18 protein-coding genes and 1 tRNA gene are annotated in these 16,966 nt (G+C 64.4%); 12 read left to right on the forward strand and 7 right to left on the reverse strand.

From position 1 onward, the window contains the following. Positions 1-36: 36 nt before the first annotated feature. Entirely contained in the window at positions 37-1,224 is a 1,188-nt protein-coding gene (locus V474_RS13030; protein ID WP_059151891.1) for a tyrosine-type recombinase/integrase, read from the forward strand. 148 nt (positions 1,225-1,372) lie between these two features. On the opposite strand, the gene V474_RS13035 is transcribed toward V474_RS13030, so the two are convergent. Continuing rightward, a tRNA-Leu gene (locus V474_RS13035) sits at positions 1,373-1,459 on the reverse strand. A gap of 237 nt (positions 1,460-1,696) precedes the next feature. Here V474_RS13035 and V474_RS13040 point away from each other — a divergent pair. The 5 genes from V474_RS13040 (at position 1,697) to V474_RS13060 (ending at position 5,018) form a co-directional block, all read left to right on the forward strand. Next, positions 1,697-2,653 carry a complex I NDUFA9 subunit family protein gene (locus tag V474_RS13040; RefSeq protein WP_059152146.1) on the forward strand — a complete coding sequence of 319 codons (957 nt, stop codon included), beginning with the start codon at positions 1,697-1,699 and terminating at the stop codon, positions 2,651-2,653. 195 nt (positions 2,654-2,848) lie between these two features. After that, the gene (locus V474_RS13045; RefSeq protein WP_059151892.1) at positions 2,849-3,121 is read left to right on the forward strand and encodes a DUF2171 domain-containing protein; all 273 of its coding nucleotides are present in this window, start codon (positions 2,849-2,851) and stop codon (positions 3,119-3,121) included. Between the two features lie 108 nt (positions 3,122-3,229). Next, positions 3,230-3,457, forward strand: a complete 228-nt coding sequence (locus V474_RS13050) for a DUF2171 domain-containing protein (protein ID WP_059151893.1) — start codon at positions 3,230-3,232, stop codon at positions 3,455-3,457. A gap of 401 nt (positions 3,458-3,858) precedes the next feature. Next, positions 3,859-4,161: a hypothetical protein gene (locus tag V474_RS13055; protein ID WP_059151894.1), complete on the forward strand. Its 303-nt coding sequence runs from the start codon at positions 3,859-3,861 to the stop codon at positions 4,159-4,161. Between the two features lie 110 nt (positions 4,162-4,271). After that, the gene (locus V474_RS13060) at positions 4,272-5,018 is read left to right on the forward strand and encodes a hypothetical protein (RefSeq protein ID WP_059151895.1); all 747 of its coding nucleotides are present in this window, start codon (positions 4,272-4,274) and stop codon (positions 5,016-5,018) included. Positions 5,019-5,042: 24 nt separating this feature from the next. Here V474_RS13060 and V474_RS13065 read toward each other — a convergent pair whose 3' ends face one another. Next, positions 5,043-5,414 (reverse strand): Rap1a/Tai family immunity protein, encoded by a 372-nt coding sequence (locus V474_RS13065; protein ID WP_059151896.1) that lies wholly within the window; start codon positions 5,412-5,414, stop codon positions 5,043-5,045. Between the two features lie 178 nt (positions 5,415-5,592). After that, entirely contained in the window at positions 5,593-7,494 is a 1,902-nt protein-coding gene (locus V474_RS13070) for a ribonucleoside-diphosphate reductase subunit alpha (protein ID WP_407938336.1), read from the reverse strand. Between the two features lie 834 nt (positions 7,495-8,328). Between V474_RS13070 and V474_RS13075 the strand changes: the two genes are divergently transcribed. Then, entirely contained in the window at positions 8,329-8,574 is a 246-nt protein-coding gene (locus tag V474_RS13075) for a GlsB/YeaQ/YmgE family stress response membrane protein (RefSeq protein ID WP_059151898.1), read from the forward strand. Positions 8,575-8,624: 50 nt separating this feature from the next. Here the strand turns inward: V474_RS13075 and nadB are convergent, their stop codons facing one another. The 3 genes from nadB to V474_RS13090 all read right to left on the reverse strand — a co-directional run bounded on the left by nadB (position 8,625) and on the right by V474_RS13090 (position 11,944). Further along, positions 8,625-10,229: an L-aspartate oxidase gene (gene nadB / locus V474_RS13080; protein WP_059151899.1), complete on the reverse strand. Its 1,605-nt coding sequence runs from the start codon at positions 10,227-10,229 to the stop codon at positions 8,625-8,627. A 258-nt stretch (positions 10,230-10,487) separates the two neighbouring features. Then, entirely contained in the window at positions 10,488-11,438 is a 951-nt protein-coding gene (locus V474_RS13085; protein ID WP_059151900.1) for an ABC transporter ATP-binding protein, read from the reverse strand. Between the two features lie 83 nt (positions 11,439-11,521). Continuing rightward, positions 11,522-11,944 (reverse strand): winged helix-turn-helix transcriptional regulator, encoded by a 423-nt coding sequence (locus tag V474_RS13090; protein ID WP_059151901.1) that lies wholly within the window; start codon positions 11,942-11,944, stop codon positions 11,522-11,524. 93 nt (positions 11,945-12,037) lie between these two features. Here V474_RS13090 and V474_RS13095 point away from each other — a divergent pair, with 93 nt between their 5' ends. The 5 genes from V474_RS13095 to V474_RS13115 all read left to right on the forward strand — a co-directional run bounded on the left by V474_RS13095 (position 12,038) and on the right by V474_RS13115 (position 15,714). Continuing rightward, positions 12,038-12,607 carry an FMN-dependent NADH-azoreductase gene (locus tag V474_RS13095; protein ID WP_059151902.1) on the forward strand — a complete coding sequence of 190 codons (570 nt, stop codon included), beginning with the start codon at positions 12,038-12,040 and terminating at the stop codon, positions 12,605-12,607. A gap of 87 nt (positions 12,608-12,694) precedes the next feature. Next, entirely contained in the window at positions 12,695-12,889 is a 195-nt protein-coding gene (locus V474_RS13100) for a zinc-finger domain-containing protein (RefSeq protein WP_059151903.1), read from the forward strand. Positions 12,890-12,993: 104 nt separating this feature from the next. Beyond that, on the forward strand, positions 12,994-14,412 hold the full coding sequence (gene tldD / locus V474_RS13105; RefSeq protein ID WP_059151904.1) for a metalloprotease TldD: 1,419 nt from the start codon (positions 12,994-12,996) through the stop codon (positions 14,410-14,412). A 346-nt stretch (positions 14,413-14,758) separates the two neighbouring features. Next, positions 14,759-15,169 (forward strand): hypothetical protein, encoded by a 411-nt coding sequence (locus V474_RS13110; protein ID WP_059151905.1) that lies wholly within the window; start codon positions 14,759-14,761, stop codon positions 15,167-15,169. Between the two features lie 137 nt (positions 15,170-15,306). After that, positions 15,307-15,714 (forward strand): DoxX family protein, encoded by a 408-nt coding sequence (locus V474_RS13115; protein ID WP_059151906.1) that lies wholly within the window; start codon positions 15,307-15,309, stop codon positions 15,712-15,714. On the opposite strand, the gene V474_RS13120 is transcribed toward V474_RS13115, so the two are convergent. Beyond that, positions 15,711-16,844 carry an MlaA family lipoprotein gene (locus V474_RS13120; protein ID WP_236711253.1) on the reverse strand — a complete coding sequence of 378 codons (1,134 nt, stop codon included), beginning with the start codon at positions 16,842-16,844 and terminating at the stop codon, positions 15,711-15,713. The genes V474_RS13115 and V474_RS13120 overlap by 4 nt on opposite strands. Positions 16,845-16,966 lie beyond the last annotated feature (122 nt).

Consider the following 16,966-nt stretch of genomic DNA (forward strand, 5'->3'; position numbering starts at 1 on the left):
ACCTCCACCCAGAATATACCTGATGGCAGGACAACGATGCCCCTTACGAACGCTACGATTAAGAATGCCAAGCCTCGCGAGAAGGATTGGAAGCTGAAGGACGAGAAGGGCCTCTACGTCCTCATCACGACGAAAGGCTCCAAGCTCTGGCGCCTGAAACTGCGCCCCAATGGAGTCGAGAAAAAGCTCAGCTTCGGAGCTTGGCCCGACGTCTCGCTCAAAGAGGCACGTGAATTGCGAGATGAAGCGCGCGCAGCAGTGCAGGAGGGCCGCGACCCCTCGCGCGAGCGGAAAAAGGCGAAATGCGACGCACGGCGTGAGGCTGCTCACACCTTTGGCGCGGTCGCGGACGAGTTTCTCGCGAAACGCCGGAACGACGGCCTTGCAGAAACCACGCTGAAGAAAAAGGTCTGGCTGCTCGACCAGCTCAAATCGTCCATTGGAAATGCACCTGTGGCCGATGTTTCTGTGCCCGAACTGCTCGCGGCGATCCGGCTTGTCGAAAAAGAGGGAAAACGCGAGACAGCAAGGCGGCTGCGATCTATCGCGGGTGAGGTATTCAGCTACGCCATCGCCACGGGGCGTGCCGCTGCCAATCCGGCCGCGACGTTGCGCGGCGCGCTGCTAACACCTCAAGTCACGCATATGCCGGCCGTCGTCGAAGTCGATCAGGCCAAGGCGCTTATGCGCGCCATCGACGATTGCACCGGCTACCCGTCCACGCTTGCAGCCCTTCGGATTTCCCCGCACCTGTTCCAGCGACCGGGCGAGATCAGGCAAATGAAGTGGGACGACCTCAAGCTCTCGGAGGCCCGGTGGACTCCTCAGATCGAGGACATGAAAATGCGCAAGCGGCATGAGGTTCCGCTTTCGAGGCAGGCGATTATCATTATCAGAGAGATGGCCGCGTTGCGGAATGGACCGTATGTGTTTCCCGCATTTCACACTGGCCGTCGTCCGATTTCCGAGAACACCGTCAATGGTGCCCTTCGCCGGATTGGGTACAAAGGCAAAATGACGGCCCATGGCTTTCGCTCGATGGCCAGCACTCTGTTGAACGAGTCGAGCAAATGGAACCCGGATGCGATCGAAGCCGCACTCTCTCACAAAGTGGGGAACACGATCCGCGCCACCTACAATCGTGGCGCGTATTGGAACGAGCGCGTTGAGATGATGCAGTGGTGGAGCGACTGGCTCGACGAACTCAAGGCGGGAGCGCGCTGATCACAGGCCCCTTTCGAGGCCCCCAAAAGGCCCCCATGTGGTCGCGGCTGGGGGCCTTTATGGGCGAACACCGACGGATGCCATATAAGCAAAAAGCCCCGGTTTCCCGGGGCTTTCGGCTATTTACGGCCACCTCCGAAAAGGTGAATGGTGCCCAGAAGAGGACTCGAACCTCCACGCCCTTGCGAGCGCCAGCACCTGAAGCTGGTGCGTCTACCAATTCCGCCATCTGGGCACTGTTTGGCAGGTTCGGATCACCGTTCCCGCCGGGTAGGAGGGCGCCTCTACGCAGCGCTCGCAGGGTTGTCAACACCGCGAAGTGCAACAATTTTCGTTCGAGCGGATTGCCATGGTTGGAGGGGCTGGATCAACTGTCCGGTTGCCCCTTTCCCGGCCTTGTGGCAGGGGCGCTTGGATATGCTGCCGCGCGGGAAAGTGGCCCCGCTCGGCGATGGAAGGACCGTACCTGACCATGAGCCTCTCCGATTCTCTCTCCGGCAAGATCGTAACCGTCCTTGGCGGCAGTGGCTTCGTCGGCCGTCACCTTGCGCAGGAACTGCTTGCGCGCGGGGCTCGCCTGCGAATCGCCAGCCGCCACCCCAAAAAAGCCTTCGCGATCAAGCCCCTGGGCAACCTGGGCCAGGTCCAGCTGGTCGGCGTCGATGTGACAAGGACCGAATCGCTCGCTGCCGTGCTGGCCGGTTCGGACGCGGTTGTTAACCTCGTGGGCGCCTTTGGCGGCAATCTCGATGCGCTGCAGGGCAAGGGCGCTGGCACCATCGCCGCCGCCGCCAGGGCCGCTGGCGTCGCCGCCTTCGTGCATGTCTCGGCGATCGGCGCGGATGCCGGCTCGGACATCGACTATGCGCGCACCAAGGGCGAAGGCGAAGCGGCCGTTCGCGCGGCCTTTGCAGAGGCGGCGATCGTGCGCCCCTCGCTGATGTTCGGTCCCGACGACAAGTTCGTGATGATGTTCGGCGAACTGATCTCGCGCCTGCCCGCACTGCCCGTCTTCGCTCCTGAGGCGAAGCTGCAGCCGGTATTCGTGGACGACGTGGCCGAGGCCATCGCCAACATCCTGGCCGATCCGCAGGCGCATGGCGGCAAGACATTCGAACTCGCCGGACCCGAAGTCATCACAATGCTGGACTTCAACCAGCGCCTCGCCGCCGCCCAGGCCCGCTCGCGCACCTTCATCGAACTTCCCGATGGCATCTCCGGCCTGATCGCCAGCGCCACCGGCTGGCTGCCCGGCGCGCCGATCAGTTCCGACCAGTTCAAGCTGCTCAAGGCCGGCAGCGTCGCCAGCGGCTCCCAGCCCGGCATCGCCGATCTGGGCGTGACGGCGCGCCCGCTGGGCCTGTTCCTCGACCGCTGGATGACCCAGTTCCGCAAGCACGGCCGCTTCGGCGCCAAGCACGCGGCCTGAAACGCCCCCCGCCTCATGGCGGGGGCGGCGCACACTCATGCACATGACGGCGCGGCGCGGGTAGCCGGCACCCGTGCCAACCTTGCCACCGCTGCGTCCGCTGTACCGCAGCGGCAGGAACCTCGCGGGTCGGCGGGGCATTGTCTCTATGCGAAGGGCCGGTTTTTCCAGGCCTGCAGATAGTGGAGCATTCCCGTGACCAGCCCGTCCACGCAATCGACCGATGACGAAACCGCCTGGGCGACAGCCTCCGGCACGATCCGCAAGGGCATGAAGGTGCTTGGCCCGGACGGCGCCCTGCTCGGCACCGTGGAGAGACTGCAGGGCGAGGAGGTGATCCTGGCCGAGCATGGGCCGGACGAGCGTGCCAGCTTCATTGCCGTGACCCAGATCGACGGCGTAAGCGACGATACCGTGCTGCTGTCCGATCGCGGCGACGCCACTTTCGGCGTCGGCGCCGAGCCGTGAAGCAGACAACTCCACGAGACGTTGTCCGCCCGCGATGAACGCCGGAACGATCGCATCGGCCCGCCCGTTTCACTCTCATACCCCTACCGAGAGAATGGAGAAGACCCGATGTTCGAGAAGCTCCGCATCCGTGAACACATGGAAGTCACCACCAGCACAGGGCAGCACGTCGGCACCGTCGACGAAGTCAAGGACGACCAGATCAAGCTGACGCGTACTGACAGTTCAGACGGCGCGCACCACTTCATCGCGTTCGAAAATGTCGACAAGATCGAGGAGAATCGCGTCTACCTGAAGCAGGGCACGCCCATCCCCATGGGCGTCGGCGCGAACTGACGAACAAGCCACCGAAGACGATCGGGGCGGCGCCCCCCTACAGGTCGCCCCATTCGTAAAAGCCCCGGCTTCCCTTCCAGGGACGTCGGGGCTTTTCTTGTCGCCGCCGTTCAGCTGCGTCCCGCCTGCTGGCTGCTGCGGAAATTGGCGGGGGATTTGCGCAAGCGCGGTTCCACCAGCGCGGCCCGCGATTCGGGATTCTTGCCCCCGACCCGCCGCGTTTCATGTTTCAGGCGGCGGCCTTCTGACCCGCTAGCCGCTGCGATCAGTAGTGATCGCTGGGAACATCGTTCGGAATTGTCTGTTCAGCTTGGTGGAAGCACAGCTGAACCGAATCGCATTGTCGGATCGTCAAGGCTCGGCTTGGTCCATTACGGTTTGTTGCCAATAAGGAGAATTCCATGTCGCTTTCACTCACGAAACTCGCTCCTGCTGCCCTGATTCTGGTCGGTTCGGTGGGCCTCGGCGGCTGCGCGACCAAGGGCTTCGTGCGCGAGGAAATCGCCACGGTGAACCAGCGTATCGACGGCCTCGACACCAGGCTGCAGACGACCGACGGGACCGCCAAGCAGGCCCTCGCCGAAGCGCAGGCAGCATCGGGCCAGTCCCAGCAGAACGGCCAGCGCCTCGACCAGCTCAACTCGCGCGTCGACGGCGTCGAGCAGCGGATGGCGGAAAGCCAGCGCAAGCGTCCCCGCAACTAAGTTCGCGGCGCTTACGAATACCGTTTGAATATTGAATTCCCGCGTCGGCACACCGCCGTGCCGACGACGGTTTTTTCTCCCCCCTCTTTCATTCGAGTGCACCGGAACCGATGATTACCCTCACGCTGGCGCTTGCCGGACTCGCACTGACCGCTCCGGCGCCGGCCCGGTCGATGCAGTACCTTCAAGCGGCAGAGCAGGTCCCGGCTCAGGCTTTGGCCAAAGCCGGGGCAAAGGCAGAGCCCGGGACGGCTCTGCAGGCAACAGGTGCGCAGGATGAAGCCGCCGTGACACTGTCGCAGGACGCCGCACGCGTCGCCGATTGGGTCGCGGCGTCAGGGGACAATCATGCCCTCCCCTATATCATCATCGATAAGCGTGCCGCGTCCCTCCTGCTCTTCGATGGCAACGGAAAGCCGGTTGGGCAGGTTCCCGTCCTGCTCGGCGTCGCGCTGGGGGACGAGGCATCGCCGGGCATCGGCAGCAAGAACCTGTCCGAAATCGGCCCTGCGGAAAAGACCACGCCGGCGGGCCGCTTCCTCGCCAAGTTCGGCGTCGCCGCCGGGAAGCAGCGGGTACTGTGGGTCGATTACGCCACTTCGGTCGCGCTCCATCCGATTCCAAAGCCAGGAAAACCCAAGGAACGGCGCCGCGAGCGGATGCTGTCCCCTTCGATCGAAGACAACCGCATCACCTTTGGATGCATCAACGTGCTCCTCGCCTTTTACGGCAAAAGCATCAGTCCGATGTTCCGGAAAAAAGGCGGCTATGTCTACGTGACGCCGGACAGCAAGCCGTTGGAAGACGTCTTCCCCCGCCTGCGGGTTCAGGCTGTCCTGCAGGCAGGGGTTTCCTGAAACCGCCGCCAAGGCGCTTCGGTACTACTTCTTCTTTTTGGAGCAGGGCCACTCGTTGCGGGTGGCGGCGAAGACCAGTTCCGACGCAGAGGCACCGCGCCCCTTCGGATGGTCCTCAAGATAGTCGACCGTCACGGTCCGAAGCTGGCTGATCGTCACGTCGGCGGGGATGCAGCTATTCAGCTTGTTGACCTTGCGCGTCGTGTTGAAGGCATCGATGGCGCCCGTGATATAGGCGATGCATTCATAGGTCCGCTCGACATATTCCTTGCTGCCCCGGTCCGCCGAGCAGACTTTATACAGCTCGTTGCCGGTGTAGAAACTGGCGTCCGCCGCAACCGGAAGAAGGCCCAGCGGAGCGACCAGGGCAAGGCAGGCCAGCTTTTTCGACATCATTTTCCGGCAAACCTCCACTAACCGATACGGCGACGTTTGCGGCAAATCCGATGCCCGTCAACCATCCCCTTGCGCGCGGGGAAGCGCGCGCAGGCTAAACACGAAAACGGCCCCCCGGGTTGCCCGGAAGGCCGTTTTTTCGTGGAACTGTCAGCCGCCTGTCGGCGACCATGGCTCGCTATTGGCAGGCCAGGCACTCGTCGTAGTCGGTGGTCGCGGCCAGTTCGAACTTCGCCAGTTCGCTGGTGTTGTCCGCTTCCACGCCGCCCACGAAGCCTGCACGCTGCACCGACTTCGAGCGCAGGTAGTACAGCGACTTGATGCCCCGCTCCCATGCCTGGAAGTGCAGCATCATCAGGTCCCACTTGTCGACGTCGGCGGGAATGAACAGGTTCAGCGACTGCGCCTGGTCGATGTAGGGCGTGCGGTCGGCGGCGAATTCGAGCAGCCAGCGCTGGTCGATCTCGAAGCTGGTCTTGTAGACCGCCTTCTCGTCGGCCGTCAGGAAGTCGAGGTGCTGGACCGAACCGCCATGCTCGAGGATCGAATTCCACACGTTGTTGGAATCCTTGCTCTTCGAGGCGAGCAGCTTTTCCAGGTACGGGTTCTTCACCACGAAGCTGCCCGAGAGCGTCTTGTGGGTGTAGATGTTGGCCGGGATCGGTTCGATGCAGGCCGAAGTGCCGCCGCAGATGATCGAGATCGACGCGGTGGGGGCGATCGCCATCTTGCAGCTGAAACGCTCCATCACGCCCATGTCAGCGGCGTCGGGGCACGGTCCGCGCTCCTTGGCCAGCATCATCGAGGCCTCGTTGGCCTTCTGGTTGATGTACTGGAACATCTGCAGGTTCAGTGCCTTGGCCATCGCGCTTTCGAAGCCGATGCCGCGCTTCTGCAGGTAGGAGTGGAAGCCCATCACGCCCATGCCGACCGAACGCTCACGCTCGGCGGAGTACTTGGCACGGGCCATCTCGCTGGGCGCGCGGTCGATGTAGTCCTGCAGGACGTTGTCGAGGAAGCGCAGCACATCCTCGACGAAGCGCTTCTCGCCCTTCCACTCTTCCCAGGTTTCCAGGTTGAGCGAGGAGAGGCAGCACACAGCGGTGCGGTCGTTGCCCAGGTGGTCGCGGCCGGTGGGCAGCGTGATTTCCGAGCACAGGTTCGAGGTCGAGACCTTGAGGCCGAGATCGCGGTGATGCTTGGGCATCATGCGGTTCACGGTGTCGGAGAAGACGATGTACGGCTCACCCGTGGCGAGGCGCACTTCGACCAGCTTCTGGAACAGCGAACGCGCGTCGACCTTGCCGCGCACGGAACCATCCTTGGGGCTGCGCAGCTTGAATTCGGCGCCGTCACGGACCGCTTCCATGAATTCGTCGGTCAGCAGCACGCCGTGGTGCAGGTTGAGCGCCTTGCGGTTGAAGTCGCCCGACGGCTTGCGGATTTCGAGGAACTCCTCGATCTCGGGGTGCGAGACGTCGAGGTAGCACGCGGCCGAACCACGGCGCAGCGAACCCTGGCTGATCGCGAGGGTCAGCGAATCCATCACGCGCACGAAGGGGATGATGCCGCTGGTCTTGCCGTTCAGGCCGACCGGCTCGCCGATGCCGCGCACATTGCCCCAGTAGGTGCCGATGCCGCCGCCGCGCGAGGCCAGCCAGACGTTCTCGTTCCAGGTCGCGACGATGCCTTCCAGGCTGTCGTCCACCGAGTTCAGGTAGCACGAGATCGGCAGGCCGCGCCCGGTGCCGCCGTTCGAGAGAACGGGGGTGGCAGGCATGAACCACAGCTTCGAGATATAGTCGTAGACGCGCTGGGCGTGGTCCTGATCGTCGCAGTACGCATCCGCGACGCGGGCGAACAGGTCCTGGTACTTCTCACCAGGGAGCAGGTAGCGGTCGTCCAGCGTTTCCTTGCCGAAATCGGTCAGCAGGGCATCGCGCGCGTGGTTGGTGACGATGTTGAAGCGGCGCGCGTTGATCGTCTTGGAATCACTCTGCTGCGCAAACTTTTCCGGCTTCATCGCCGCCGCAAGCGTCTCGGCGACCAGTTCGGCCGTTGCGGTATCGGTCTTGTCCATGGCGACTGCCGGGCCTTCGCCCGTCTCCTTTTGCTGCCGGGGGCGGGCGGAATCCAAAACGGGGGGCGATGAATACAGCCCCTCCATCTCGACCTGGGCCGAGCCGGCGTACGTCACGCCTGAATTATCCGAATCAGACACCTGACCGTCGCTTCCGTTCCTGAAATCCACTGGTGCCCCCGAGCTTCTAAATCACGTCATCGAACCGCCATGAGGCGGGTTCACTACTGTTCTCGAACAGTCGGGCAGGCTGGAAGCGAGTCGGCGGGCGTCAGACGCCCGGTTCACCATTTCCACTACGAATAAAGAACAGCAAAGTCCTTGCCAGACAGTTCGCGCGCCATGGCACAAGGGGCCTGCCCCAAGCCCCCTGAATGCCCGGTCAGGCCTCTGCAGCCCGAACATGACATCCCTAGGTATTGAGGCCCCTCGACCGGCGCGACACAACCTATAGTGCCCTTTCCACCGAAAGGTTCAAGAGGGCGTGCGACGACCGGAGCATGGTAAACTGACCCCATTCGCTGCCAGACACCAGCCGCGACGCGTGGGAAGTCCTGATGCGCGGGTCAGCGCAAGAGGCTAAATCACGCTCAGGCCGGGAAAATTTTTCCACATAAATTGCCGATGAGACGAATCCTGTTTGCGACGAACCGAATCGCGAAAATGGGACGGTTGTCAGCGCCGAGTCATGCGCAGGTCGTAACGGCGTCATGGCTCCGCTGGCCGGTCGATTGCGCCGCCAGCCAAGCAGGGCGTGCAACCTGACCGTCACTAGGTCATTGTAGCGCGTGGTTGCGAACGCGCATCGCTGCGCAAGGGGAGTATCGGCTAGTCATGTTGAACATAATCGGCGCCATCATCAGCGGTCTCATCGTCGGCTGGCTCGCGCGGTATATCTATCCGGGCGCAGTCCCGATGAACTGGATCGCGACGATCCTGCTGGGCATCGGCGGTTCGCTCATCGCCGGGCTGGTCACCAGCCGCGGCAGCAGCGAGTTCAGCCGTGCGGGCTGCCTGGCGTCGGTGATCGGCGCCATCGCGCTGATCTTCCTCGGGCGCGCCCTCCACATCGGTCTTTGAACGGACGCCCCCGCCCCGGCGTAAACCGGTTAGGCGGGGGCAACGCCCGCTCAGGGCACCAGCACGGTATCCAGCGGTTCGGCGTCGATGCCGGGATAGTCGAGGGTATAGTGCAGCCCCCGGCTCTCATGCCGCCTGAGCGCGGAATCGACGATCAGTTCGGCGCTCTGCAACAGGTTGCGCAGTTCGATCAGGTCGGTCGAGACGCGGAAGTGGCGGTAATATTCCTCGATCTCGCCATTCAGCATCTGGATGCGGTGCATGGCCCGCTCCAGCCGCTTGGTCGTACGCACGATGCCCACGTAGTTCCACATGAAGCGGCGGATCTCGGTCCAGTTCTGCTTGATGACCACTTCCTCGTCGGAATCGGTGACCCGGCTCGCGTCCCATGAGCGCACCGCCGGCGGCTCCTCGAAGCTGCCCCACTGCGCCAGGATATCGGCGGCCGCCGACTCGCCGAAGACGAAGCATTCCAGCAGCGAGTTCGAGGCAAGGCGATTGGCGCCGTGAAGTCCGCTTTCGGTGCATTCCCCGGCGGCATAGAGCCCCGGCAGGTCAGTGCGCCCATCAAGATCGACCAGCACGCCGCCGCAGGTATAGTGCTGCGCCGGCACGACGGGGATCGGCTCCGTCGTCATGTCGATGCCCAGTTCCAGCAGCTTCTCGTAGATGTTCGGGAAGTGCTCCTTCACGAACGCCGCGGGCTGGTGGCTTATGTCGAGGTGGACATAGTCGAGGCCGAAACGCTTGATCTCCGAGTCGATCGCGCGGGCGACGATATCGCGCGGCGCCAGTTCCAGCCGCTCGGGATCGTAGAAGGCCATGAAGCGCTTGCCGGTGCGCGGGTTGATCAGGTGCCCGCCTTCGCCGCGCACGGCCTCGGTGATCAGGAAGTTCTTGACCTCGAGGTTATAGAGGCAGGTCGGGTGGAACTGCATCATCTCCATGTTGGAGACCCGCGCGCCCGCGCGCCAGGCCATGGCGATGCCATCTCCGGTGGCGCCGCGCGGCGCGGTGCTGAACTGATAGACGCGGCCCGCCCCGCCCGTCGCCAGCACGGTTGCGCGCGCGGTGAAGGCTTCGACCTGCCCGGTTTCCTCGTCGAGCGCGTAGACGCCCCATATCCGGCCGGAGCCCGAATAGCGCATCTCGTGCCGTCCGGTGATCAGATCGATGCACGAGCGGCCGGGGAACAGGGTGATGTTGGGGTGGGCCTGCGCCGCCTGGAGCAGGGCCTGCTGCACCGCCCAGCCGGTTGCATCGGCGACGTGAACGATGCGGCGGTGCGAATGGCCGCCCTCGCGGGTGAGGTGCAGTCCGTTGCCCTCGGTGTTGAACGGCACACCCAGTTCGATCAACCGTTCGATCGCATGGGGCGCCCGCTCGATCACGAACTCCACCGTCTCGCGCCGATTGAGGCCCGCGCCTGCGATCATGGTATCGCGCACATGCTCCTCGAACGTATCGCCGGCATCGAGGACAGCGGCAATTCCCCCTTGCGCCCAGGCGGTCGACCCGGTCGCAAGGCCGCCCTTGGCAAGCACCGCAACCTTGACCTTGTCAGCCAGGGCAAGAGCGGCCGTGAGTCCTGCAGCGCCCGAACCGATCACGAGCGCGTCGAATGCGTGGGGGGGAGACCCAGATTGCGTTTCCATGACGCCTCCTAGCGCTGCACCAGCCGAAACCGCAACTGTTAGAACCCCTTCTCGAACTCCGCGAAGCGCGTTGCTGCGTTCGCGTCACCGGCGCCCCGTATCCCGGCCCCTGCCTGCGGTGCCATTACGGCAGGGTCAACGCCGATAAGCTGAAACGTCGAGGCGTAGATCAATCCGCAATGTTGCGGCGCGCCAACGTAGCAATCGGTATTCCATTATGCCCATAGCGTACGCTTCAAGTGCCCGCTTTATGGCGAATCAGGCACCCGCCCGCGCTTCGCTCGTCAGGCTGACGAACACGTCTTCCAGATCCGCTTCACGCGTCGTCACATCCACGATCGCGAAGCCCTGCGCCTGCATCGCCGAAAGGACCTCGCCCGCATTGCTGTGGTCCTTGTCGTATGTGATCTCGAGCACGCGCTCACCGGTCTTCACGCACTTCACGAAGCCGGGGTGCGCCGGCAGTTCGCCCACGTCGCGGTCCATCGTCAACACGATGATCTTCTCACGCGCCATGCCTACCAGTTCCCGGGTGGGCTTGTTGGTGATCAGCTCGCCATGATTGATGATGGCGATGCGGTCGCACAGCTCCTCCGCTTCCTCAAGGTAGTGCGTGGTCAGCACGACCGTCGCGCCTTCGCGGTTGAGTTCGGTGACCAGTTCCCACAGCTGGCGGCGCAGTTCGACGTCGACACCGGCGGTCGGCTCGTCGAGGATCAGGACCGGGGGCTGGTGGACCAGTGCCTTGGCGATCAGCAGGCGGCGCTTCATCCCGCCCGACAGCGTGCGCGCATAGGCATCGCGCTTGTCCGCCAGATGCACCGCGCGCAGCAGTTCTTCAGACCGGCGCAGGGCCTTGGTGATGCCGTAGAGACCCGCCTGGATTTCCAGCACCTCGAACGGCGTGAAGAAGGGATCGAAGACGATCTCCTGCGGCACGATCCCGATGGAGCGCTTGGCGTTGCGGCTGTCGCGGTCGATGTCGAAACCCCAGATCTCGGCCGAGCCGGAAGTCTTCATCACCATGCCGGCAAGGATGTTGATCAGCGTCGACTTGCCCGCGCCATTGGGGCCAAGCAGGCCGAAGATGCCGCCCTCTGGCACATCGAACGACACTCCCTTGAGCGCCAGCTTGCCCTCTCCGCCGCCGGCGGGGGCGTAGCGCTTGACGAGGTCACGGATGGCGATTGCGGGGGAGGACGTGCTCATGGCGCTGCATTTGGGCCCAGAACGCCTCCACGTAAAGAGCGCAAGGCATCCGCCGGCGCCCCGCCCCTCCCCTCGGCAGAAATTTATGCCTGATCGTGGAGGCCGTCGTAGACCTTTCGGCTTCCCTCGATCGCCTTGCCATTCTCGACGGCCCATGTGCTCAGCGCCTTCACCGGCCCTGACAGCGAGCGCCCCAGATCGCTCAGCGCATATTCGACGCGCACCGGCACGCCCACGTGAACGGTGCGCGCCACCAGGCCGTCCCGTTCCAGAGCGCGCACGGTACGCGACAGCATCTGCTGCGACACACCTTGAATAGCGCGCTTCAATTCGTTGAAATGCAGCGCCCCATCAAGCAAAGTCATCACCACCAGCATCGACCACTTGTCCCCCACCCGGCTGAGAATGTCGCCGACGAGACGGCAGTCCTTGCTGGCCGGGTCATGCTTTGGAGCAGCGGCGGCGGCGACGGGCTGGTCCGCTTCGTCGAAGGTGGTCAGCTTCATGGTACCAGGTCCCGAAAATATGCGCTCTTGGCGCGGCTACCCTGGCAACATAGCTAGACCTGGTCATTTTTCCAGACCGAAGGCTCCCCCACCATGAAGCTCCTCCATCTCGACTCCAGCATCCTCGGCGACAATTCGGCCACCCGCGCTATTTCCGCCGCGATCGTCAGCGCGCTGACCGGCGCCGACGCCTCGATCGAAGTCACCTATCGCGACCTCGCCGCCGCGCCGCTGCCCCACCTCACGCTCGACGTGCTGGGCGCGCCTGAAAACAACGCCGAACTGGCCGAATTCCTCGATACCGACATCCTCGTGATCGGCGCCGGCATGTATAACTTCACCATCCCCACCCAGCTCAAGGCCTGGATCGACCGCATCGCGATCGCGGGCAAGACCTTCCGGTACACCGCCGAAGGCCCCGAGGGTCTGGCCGGCGACAAGAAGGTCTTCGTCGCCCTCGCTCGCGGCGGCTACTACGGTGAAGGCCAGCCCGCCGCCGCTGTCGAGCACGCCGAAAGCTACCTGCGCGCCGTGCTGGGTTTCATGGGCATCACCAACCCCACTTTCGTGCTGGCGGAAGGCCTCGCCATCGACGCCGACACCCGCGAAAAGGCGGTTGCCGCAGCACTGGCCCAGGCCGCCACGATCGCCATCCCGGCCTGACGGTTGAAGTACCCGGCCGTCAGCTTGGACGGCCGGGTGCAATTGCCGTCTGGAAATTCCCTTGAAGCCTTGGTAATCGGCCATTCCATGAACTCGCCCGAAACCGTCTTCACCGATTCCCACCGCGTCTCCTGCGATGGGGCCACCGACATCCCCGGCGGCGCAGCCCTCGGCCATCCGCGCGTGTGGCTGGAAATCGACGAAAAGGGCTACGTCGAATGCGGCTACTGCGACCGCCGCTTCGTGCTCAGGGGCGGCCCTTCGGACCTTCAGGCTGCCTGATCGTTCCTCGGGGTTTCGGTATTTTCCAGGTGGCCGGGTATTTCCGCCTGACTTGAGAATGCTCTAGCCTTTCCTGCGGGCGACATGCCCCCTATATCGGGGGTATGACCATGACCGATCCGCGCTCGCTCCTTTACGCCCAGCTTTCGCCCGAAGAGGCGCAGGCGCTTGCCGCCGAGACGCTGAAGTCCTGCGAGGACGGCGAACTGTTCATGCAGTTCGTCGCCAGCGAGGCCTTCGGCTTCGACGACGGACGGCTCAAGACCGCCGATTACTCGCGCGATGCGGGCTTTGGCCTGCGCGGCGTTTCGGGCGAGATGACCGGCTTTGCCCATGCCAACGAGATTTCCGCCGCCGCCATCCGCCGCGCCGGGGAGACGCTTCAGTTGCTGGACCCCGCCAAGGGCCCGCGCGCCCTGCCGCCGGTACGCACCAACGCCAAGCTCTATACCGATGTCTCCCCGCTCGACCTTGTGGGCTTTGCCGAGAAGGTCCGCCTGCTGGAAACCATAGACGCTGCCGCGCGCGCGCGCGATCCGCGCGTCTCGCAGGTCAGCGCCAGCCTTTCGGGGTCATGGTCCGTGGTCGAGATCGTCCGGCCCGACGGCTACGTCGCCACCGATGTGCGCCCGCTGGTGCGCCTCAACGTATCGATCGTGGCGGAAAGCAACGGGCGGCGCGAAACCGGCTCGTTCGGCATGGGCGGCCGCTTCCTTTACGACGACCTGTTCAAGCCCGAGACCTGGAACGAAGGCATCGACGTGGCGCTGGCGCAGGCGCTGGTGAACCTTGAAAGCATCGACGCCCCCGCCGGTGAGTTCGCCGTGCTGTGCGGCCCCGGCTGGCCCGGCGTGCTGCTGCACGAAGCGATCGGCCACGGCCTCGAAGGCGATTTCAACCGCAAGGGCACTTCCGCTTTCTCCGGCCGCATCGGCGAGCGCGTGGCCGCCAGCGGCGTCACCATCGTCGACGACGGCTCCATCCCCGGCCGGCGCGGGTCGCTGACCATCGACGACGAGGGCACGCCGACCCGCGAAACCGTGCTGATCGAGGACGGCATCCTCAAGGGCTATATGCAGGACCGCCTCAACGCCCGCCTGATGGGTGTGGAATCCACCGGCAACGGCCGCCGCGAAAACTACGCCCACGCCCCGCAGGTACGCATGACCAACACCTTCATGAAGGGTGGAAACGACGATCCCGCCGAAATGCTGGCCGGCATGAAGAAGGGCATCTTCGCCAAGAGTTTCGGCGGCGGACAGGTCGACATCGTCTCGGGCAAGTTCGTGTTCTCCTGCACCGAGGCCTACATGGTCGAGAACGGCAAGCTGGGCGCCCCGATCAAGGGCGCGACGCTGATCGGCGACGGGCCTTCGGTGCTGACCCGCGTCAAGGCGATCGGCAACGACCTCGAACTGGATCGGGGCGTCGGCGTCTGCGGCAAGGGCGGGCAGAGCGTGCCGGCCGGCGTGGGCCAGCCCTCGCTGCTGATCGAGGGACTGACTGTGGGCGGCACCGCCTGACGGGCACACCCGAACTTTTCCGTCTACCGCCTGCCATCTTTCAACCCCCTATTGCCCCCCCCGCCCCGTCACCCTGAACTTGTTTCAGGGTCCATGGGGCAGCGGGGCCCGAAAGGTCGTTGAGCCAAGAGCACTGGTGGTTTTAGACATCTTGGCACCGCATTTGCAGCCAGATAGACCCTGAAATAAATTCAGGGTGACGGGGGACGGGTGACGGGTGACGGGGGACGGATCTGACGCGATCGGGACAGATGAACCGCGATTGGCCCATCAGCGGTCAGCCCCAGTTCAGCCGACTCGTGCCATATGTGGGACAACGCGGGGTGCGTTGGAAAGGAACAAGGCCATGAAGAAGCTTGCGATCGCCGCGACATTCGCGCTCGGCGCCGCCATGCTCGCCGCTCCTGCCGTCGATGCCCGTACCAGGCTGACCGGGGAGCAACAGCTCGCCAAGATGCTGGATGGGCGCGAAGCCGGCAAGCCGGTGAGCTGCATCCCCTACTCGCAGACCCAGAACACGACCGTGATCGACAAGACCGCCATCGTCTACCGGGTCGGCGGTACGCTCTACGTCAACCGGCCAACCAATGCCGACCGGCTCGACAATGACGATATCATGGTGACGAAGCTCTACACGTCGCAGCTGTGCAGGCTCGATACCGTGCAGCTGCACGATCGCACAGTCGGCAACATGTGGAACGGCTTCGTCGGCCTTCAGGACTTCGTGCCATACCGCAAGGCTCCAGCCGCGAACTGACCTTATCGCGTTTCCTCGGGAACAGGGTCGGAGGCATTGCTTCCGGCCCTGTTCTTTTTGCGCACAAGGCAGGACGCCGCCCTCGCCCCGGCACCTGCGTCATTGCGCCCAGGATTTTTGCGGGCATTGTGCATCCGATGAACCGCCGTACCTTTTCCCGCACCGTGCTGGCCTTGCTCTACGCGGCGGCCGGCGTGCTCCACCTTGCCATGCCCGCGCCGTTCCTTGGCATCGTGCCGCCGTGGGTGCCCTTCCCCGCATGGGTGGTCTGTCTGACCGGCCTTGCGGAGATCGCCGGAGCCGCCGGACTGCTCCAGCCGCTGTCGCCCGCTTTGCGCCGGGCCGCCGGTTGGGGCCTTGCCGCCTATGCGCTGTGCGTGTGGCCCGCCAACGTCCAGCATATGCTGATCGACATGGCAAAGCCTGGCCACGGTCTGGGCCTTGGCTACCACATCCCGCGCCTGGCGCTGCAGCCGGTGCTGATCTGGTGGCCCCTGTGGGCCGCCGGCGTCACCGACTGGCCGTGGCGCCGCCGACCGGCTTAGGGCGCCGGGACCGTTTCCGGCACCGGGGGCAGAGCGGGCGTACCCGATACCGGCGCTTCCGGTGCGGGGGCGGCCGGGGCCATGCCCGTGGAGCTGGGGATGGACACGGTCGGCCGCGCGGCGTCGCTGCCCTCCGGGGCGTTGTCGTTCACGTGCGCCGGGATCGTCGGCAGAACCGGATCGGGGATGCCCTTCCGGGCGCGGTATTCAGCGCTGTGCAGCGCGTCCACCTCGGCCTGCCGCCGCTTCAGGTAGAAGTCGCGGGTGGCCACATAAGGATCGGCCGCGGCGCGGTTGGCGGCGATCTGCTCGTCGAATTCGACGCGGTCGTTCAGCGACTTCACCGTGCCCGTGCCGATGGAATAAGCCGGCTTGTTGAACGGACTGCCGAAAATGGTTGGCACGATCGAAAGGTCCAGCACGCGGCCCACCAGATCGCGCGCCGTGGTCGGACCCAGCACCGGCAGGAACAGGTAAGGCCCGTTACCGATGCCGTAATAGCCGAACGTGTTGGCGAAACCGTTCTGGCGATAGGGCAGGTGGAAAGGCTTGCGCTTGGCCATGTCGAACAGCCCCGCAACGCCGATGGTGCTGTTGATGCCGAAACGGCCCAGCGTTTCCAGCGCCTTGCCCGGCTTGAACTGGAGCAGGTAGTTCACGAAGACAATCGGCTCGGCCAGATTGATAAGCACGTTGCGCAGGCCATTGCGGACCGGCTTGGGGACGATTTTCTCGTAATTCCCGGCCACCGGCGCGACCACGGCCTTGTCCACCGCATTGACCGCCTCGAACGTGGCCACGTTGATCGCCGAAAGCGGATCGGCGCGGATATGGCGGGGGCTGGCGTTGACGATGATGACATTCTCGCCCTCCGCAGGCGCCGGGGCGCCAGTCGGAACGCCCGCCGGGACATTTGCCGGTGGCGGCGCGGTTCCGGTCTGCGCCTCGGGAAGCGCGGGGGCGGGTTCCTCCACCGGCTGCGCCGCGACGGCGGAAGGCGCCGGGGCAGCCGGCACCGCCTGCTGCGCGAGGGCAAGCATCGGCGCCTCGCGCACCGCTATGACGTCACCGTCGTCCTGGGAAGTCGGCCCCACACTCGCCAGCATCATAGCCAGCGTAATAGTCGACACGCCCAATCCGTACTTTCCTTTTCGAAGCCACCCGCTCGCCGCGGCTAATATCCGCGACTTTCGATGCAAATGTTATCCCGCGACCCAGGATAACGGCAAGTTCGCCGCCATCCGCCGCCCTT

The sequence above is a fragment of the Novosphingobium barchaimii LL02 genome (assembly GCF_001046635.1).
Taxonomy (GTDB): domain Bacteria; phylum Pseudomonadota; class Alphaproteobacteria; order Sphingomonadales; family Sphingomonadaceae; genus Novosphingobium; species Novosphingobium barchaimii.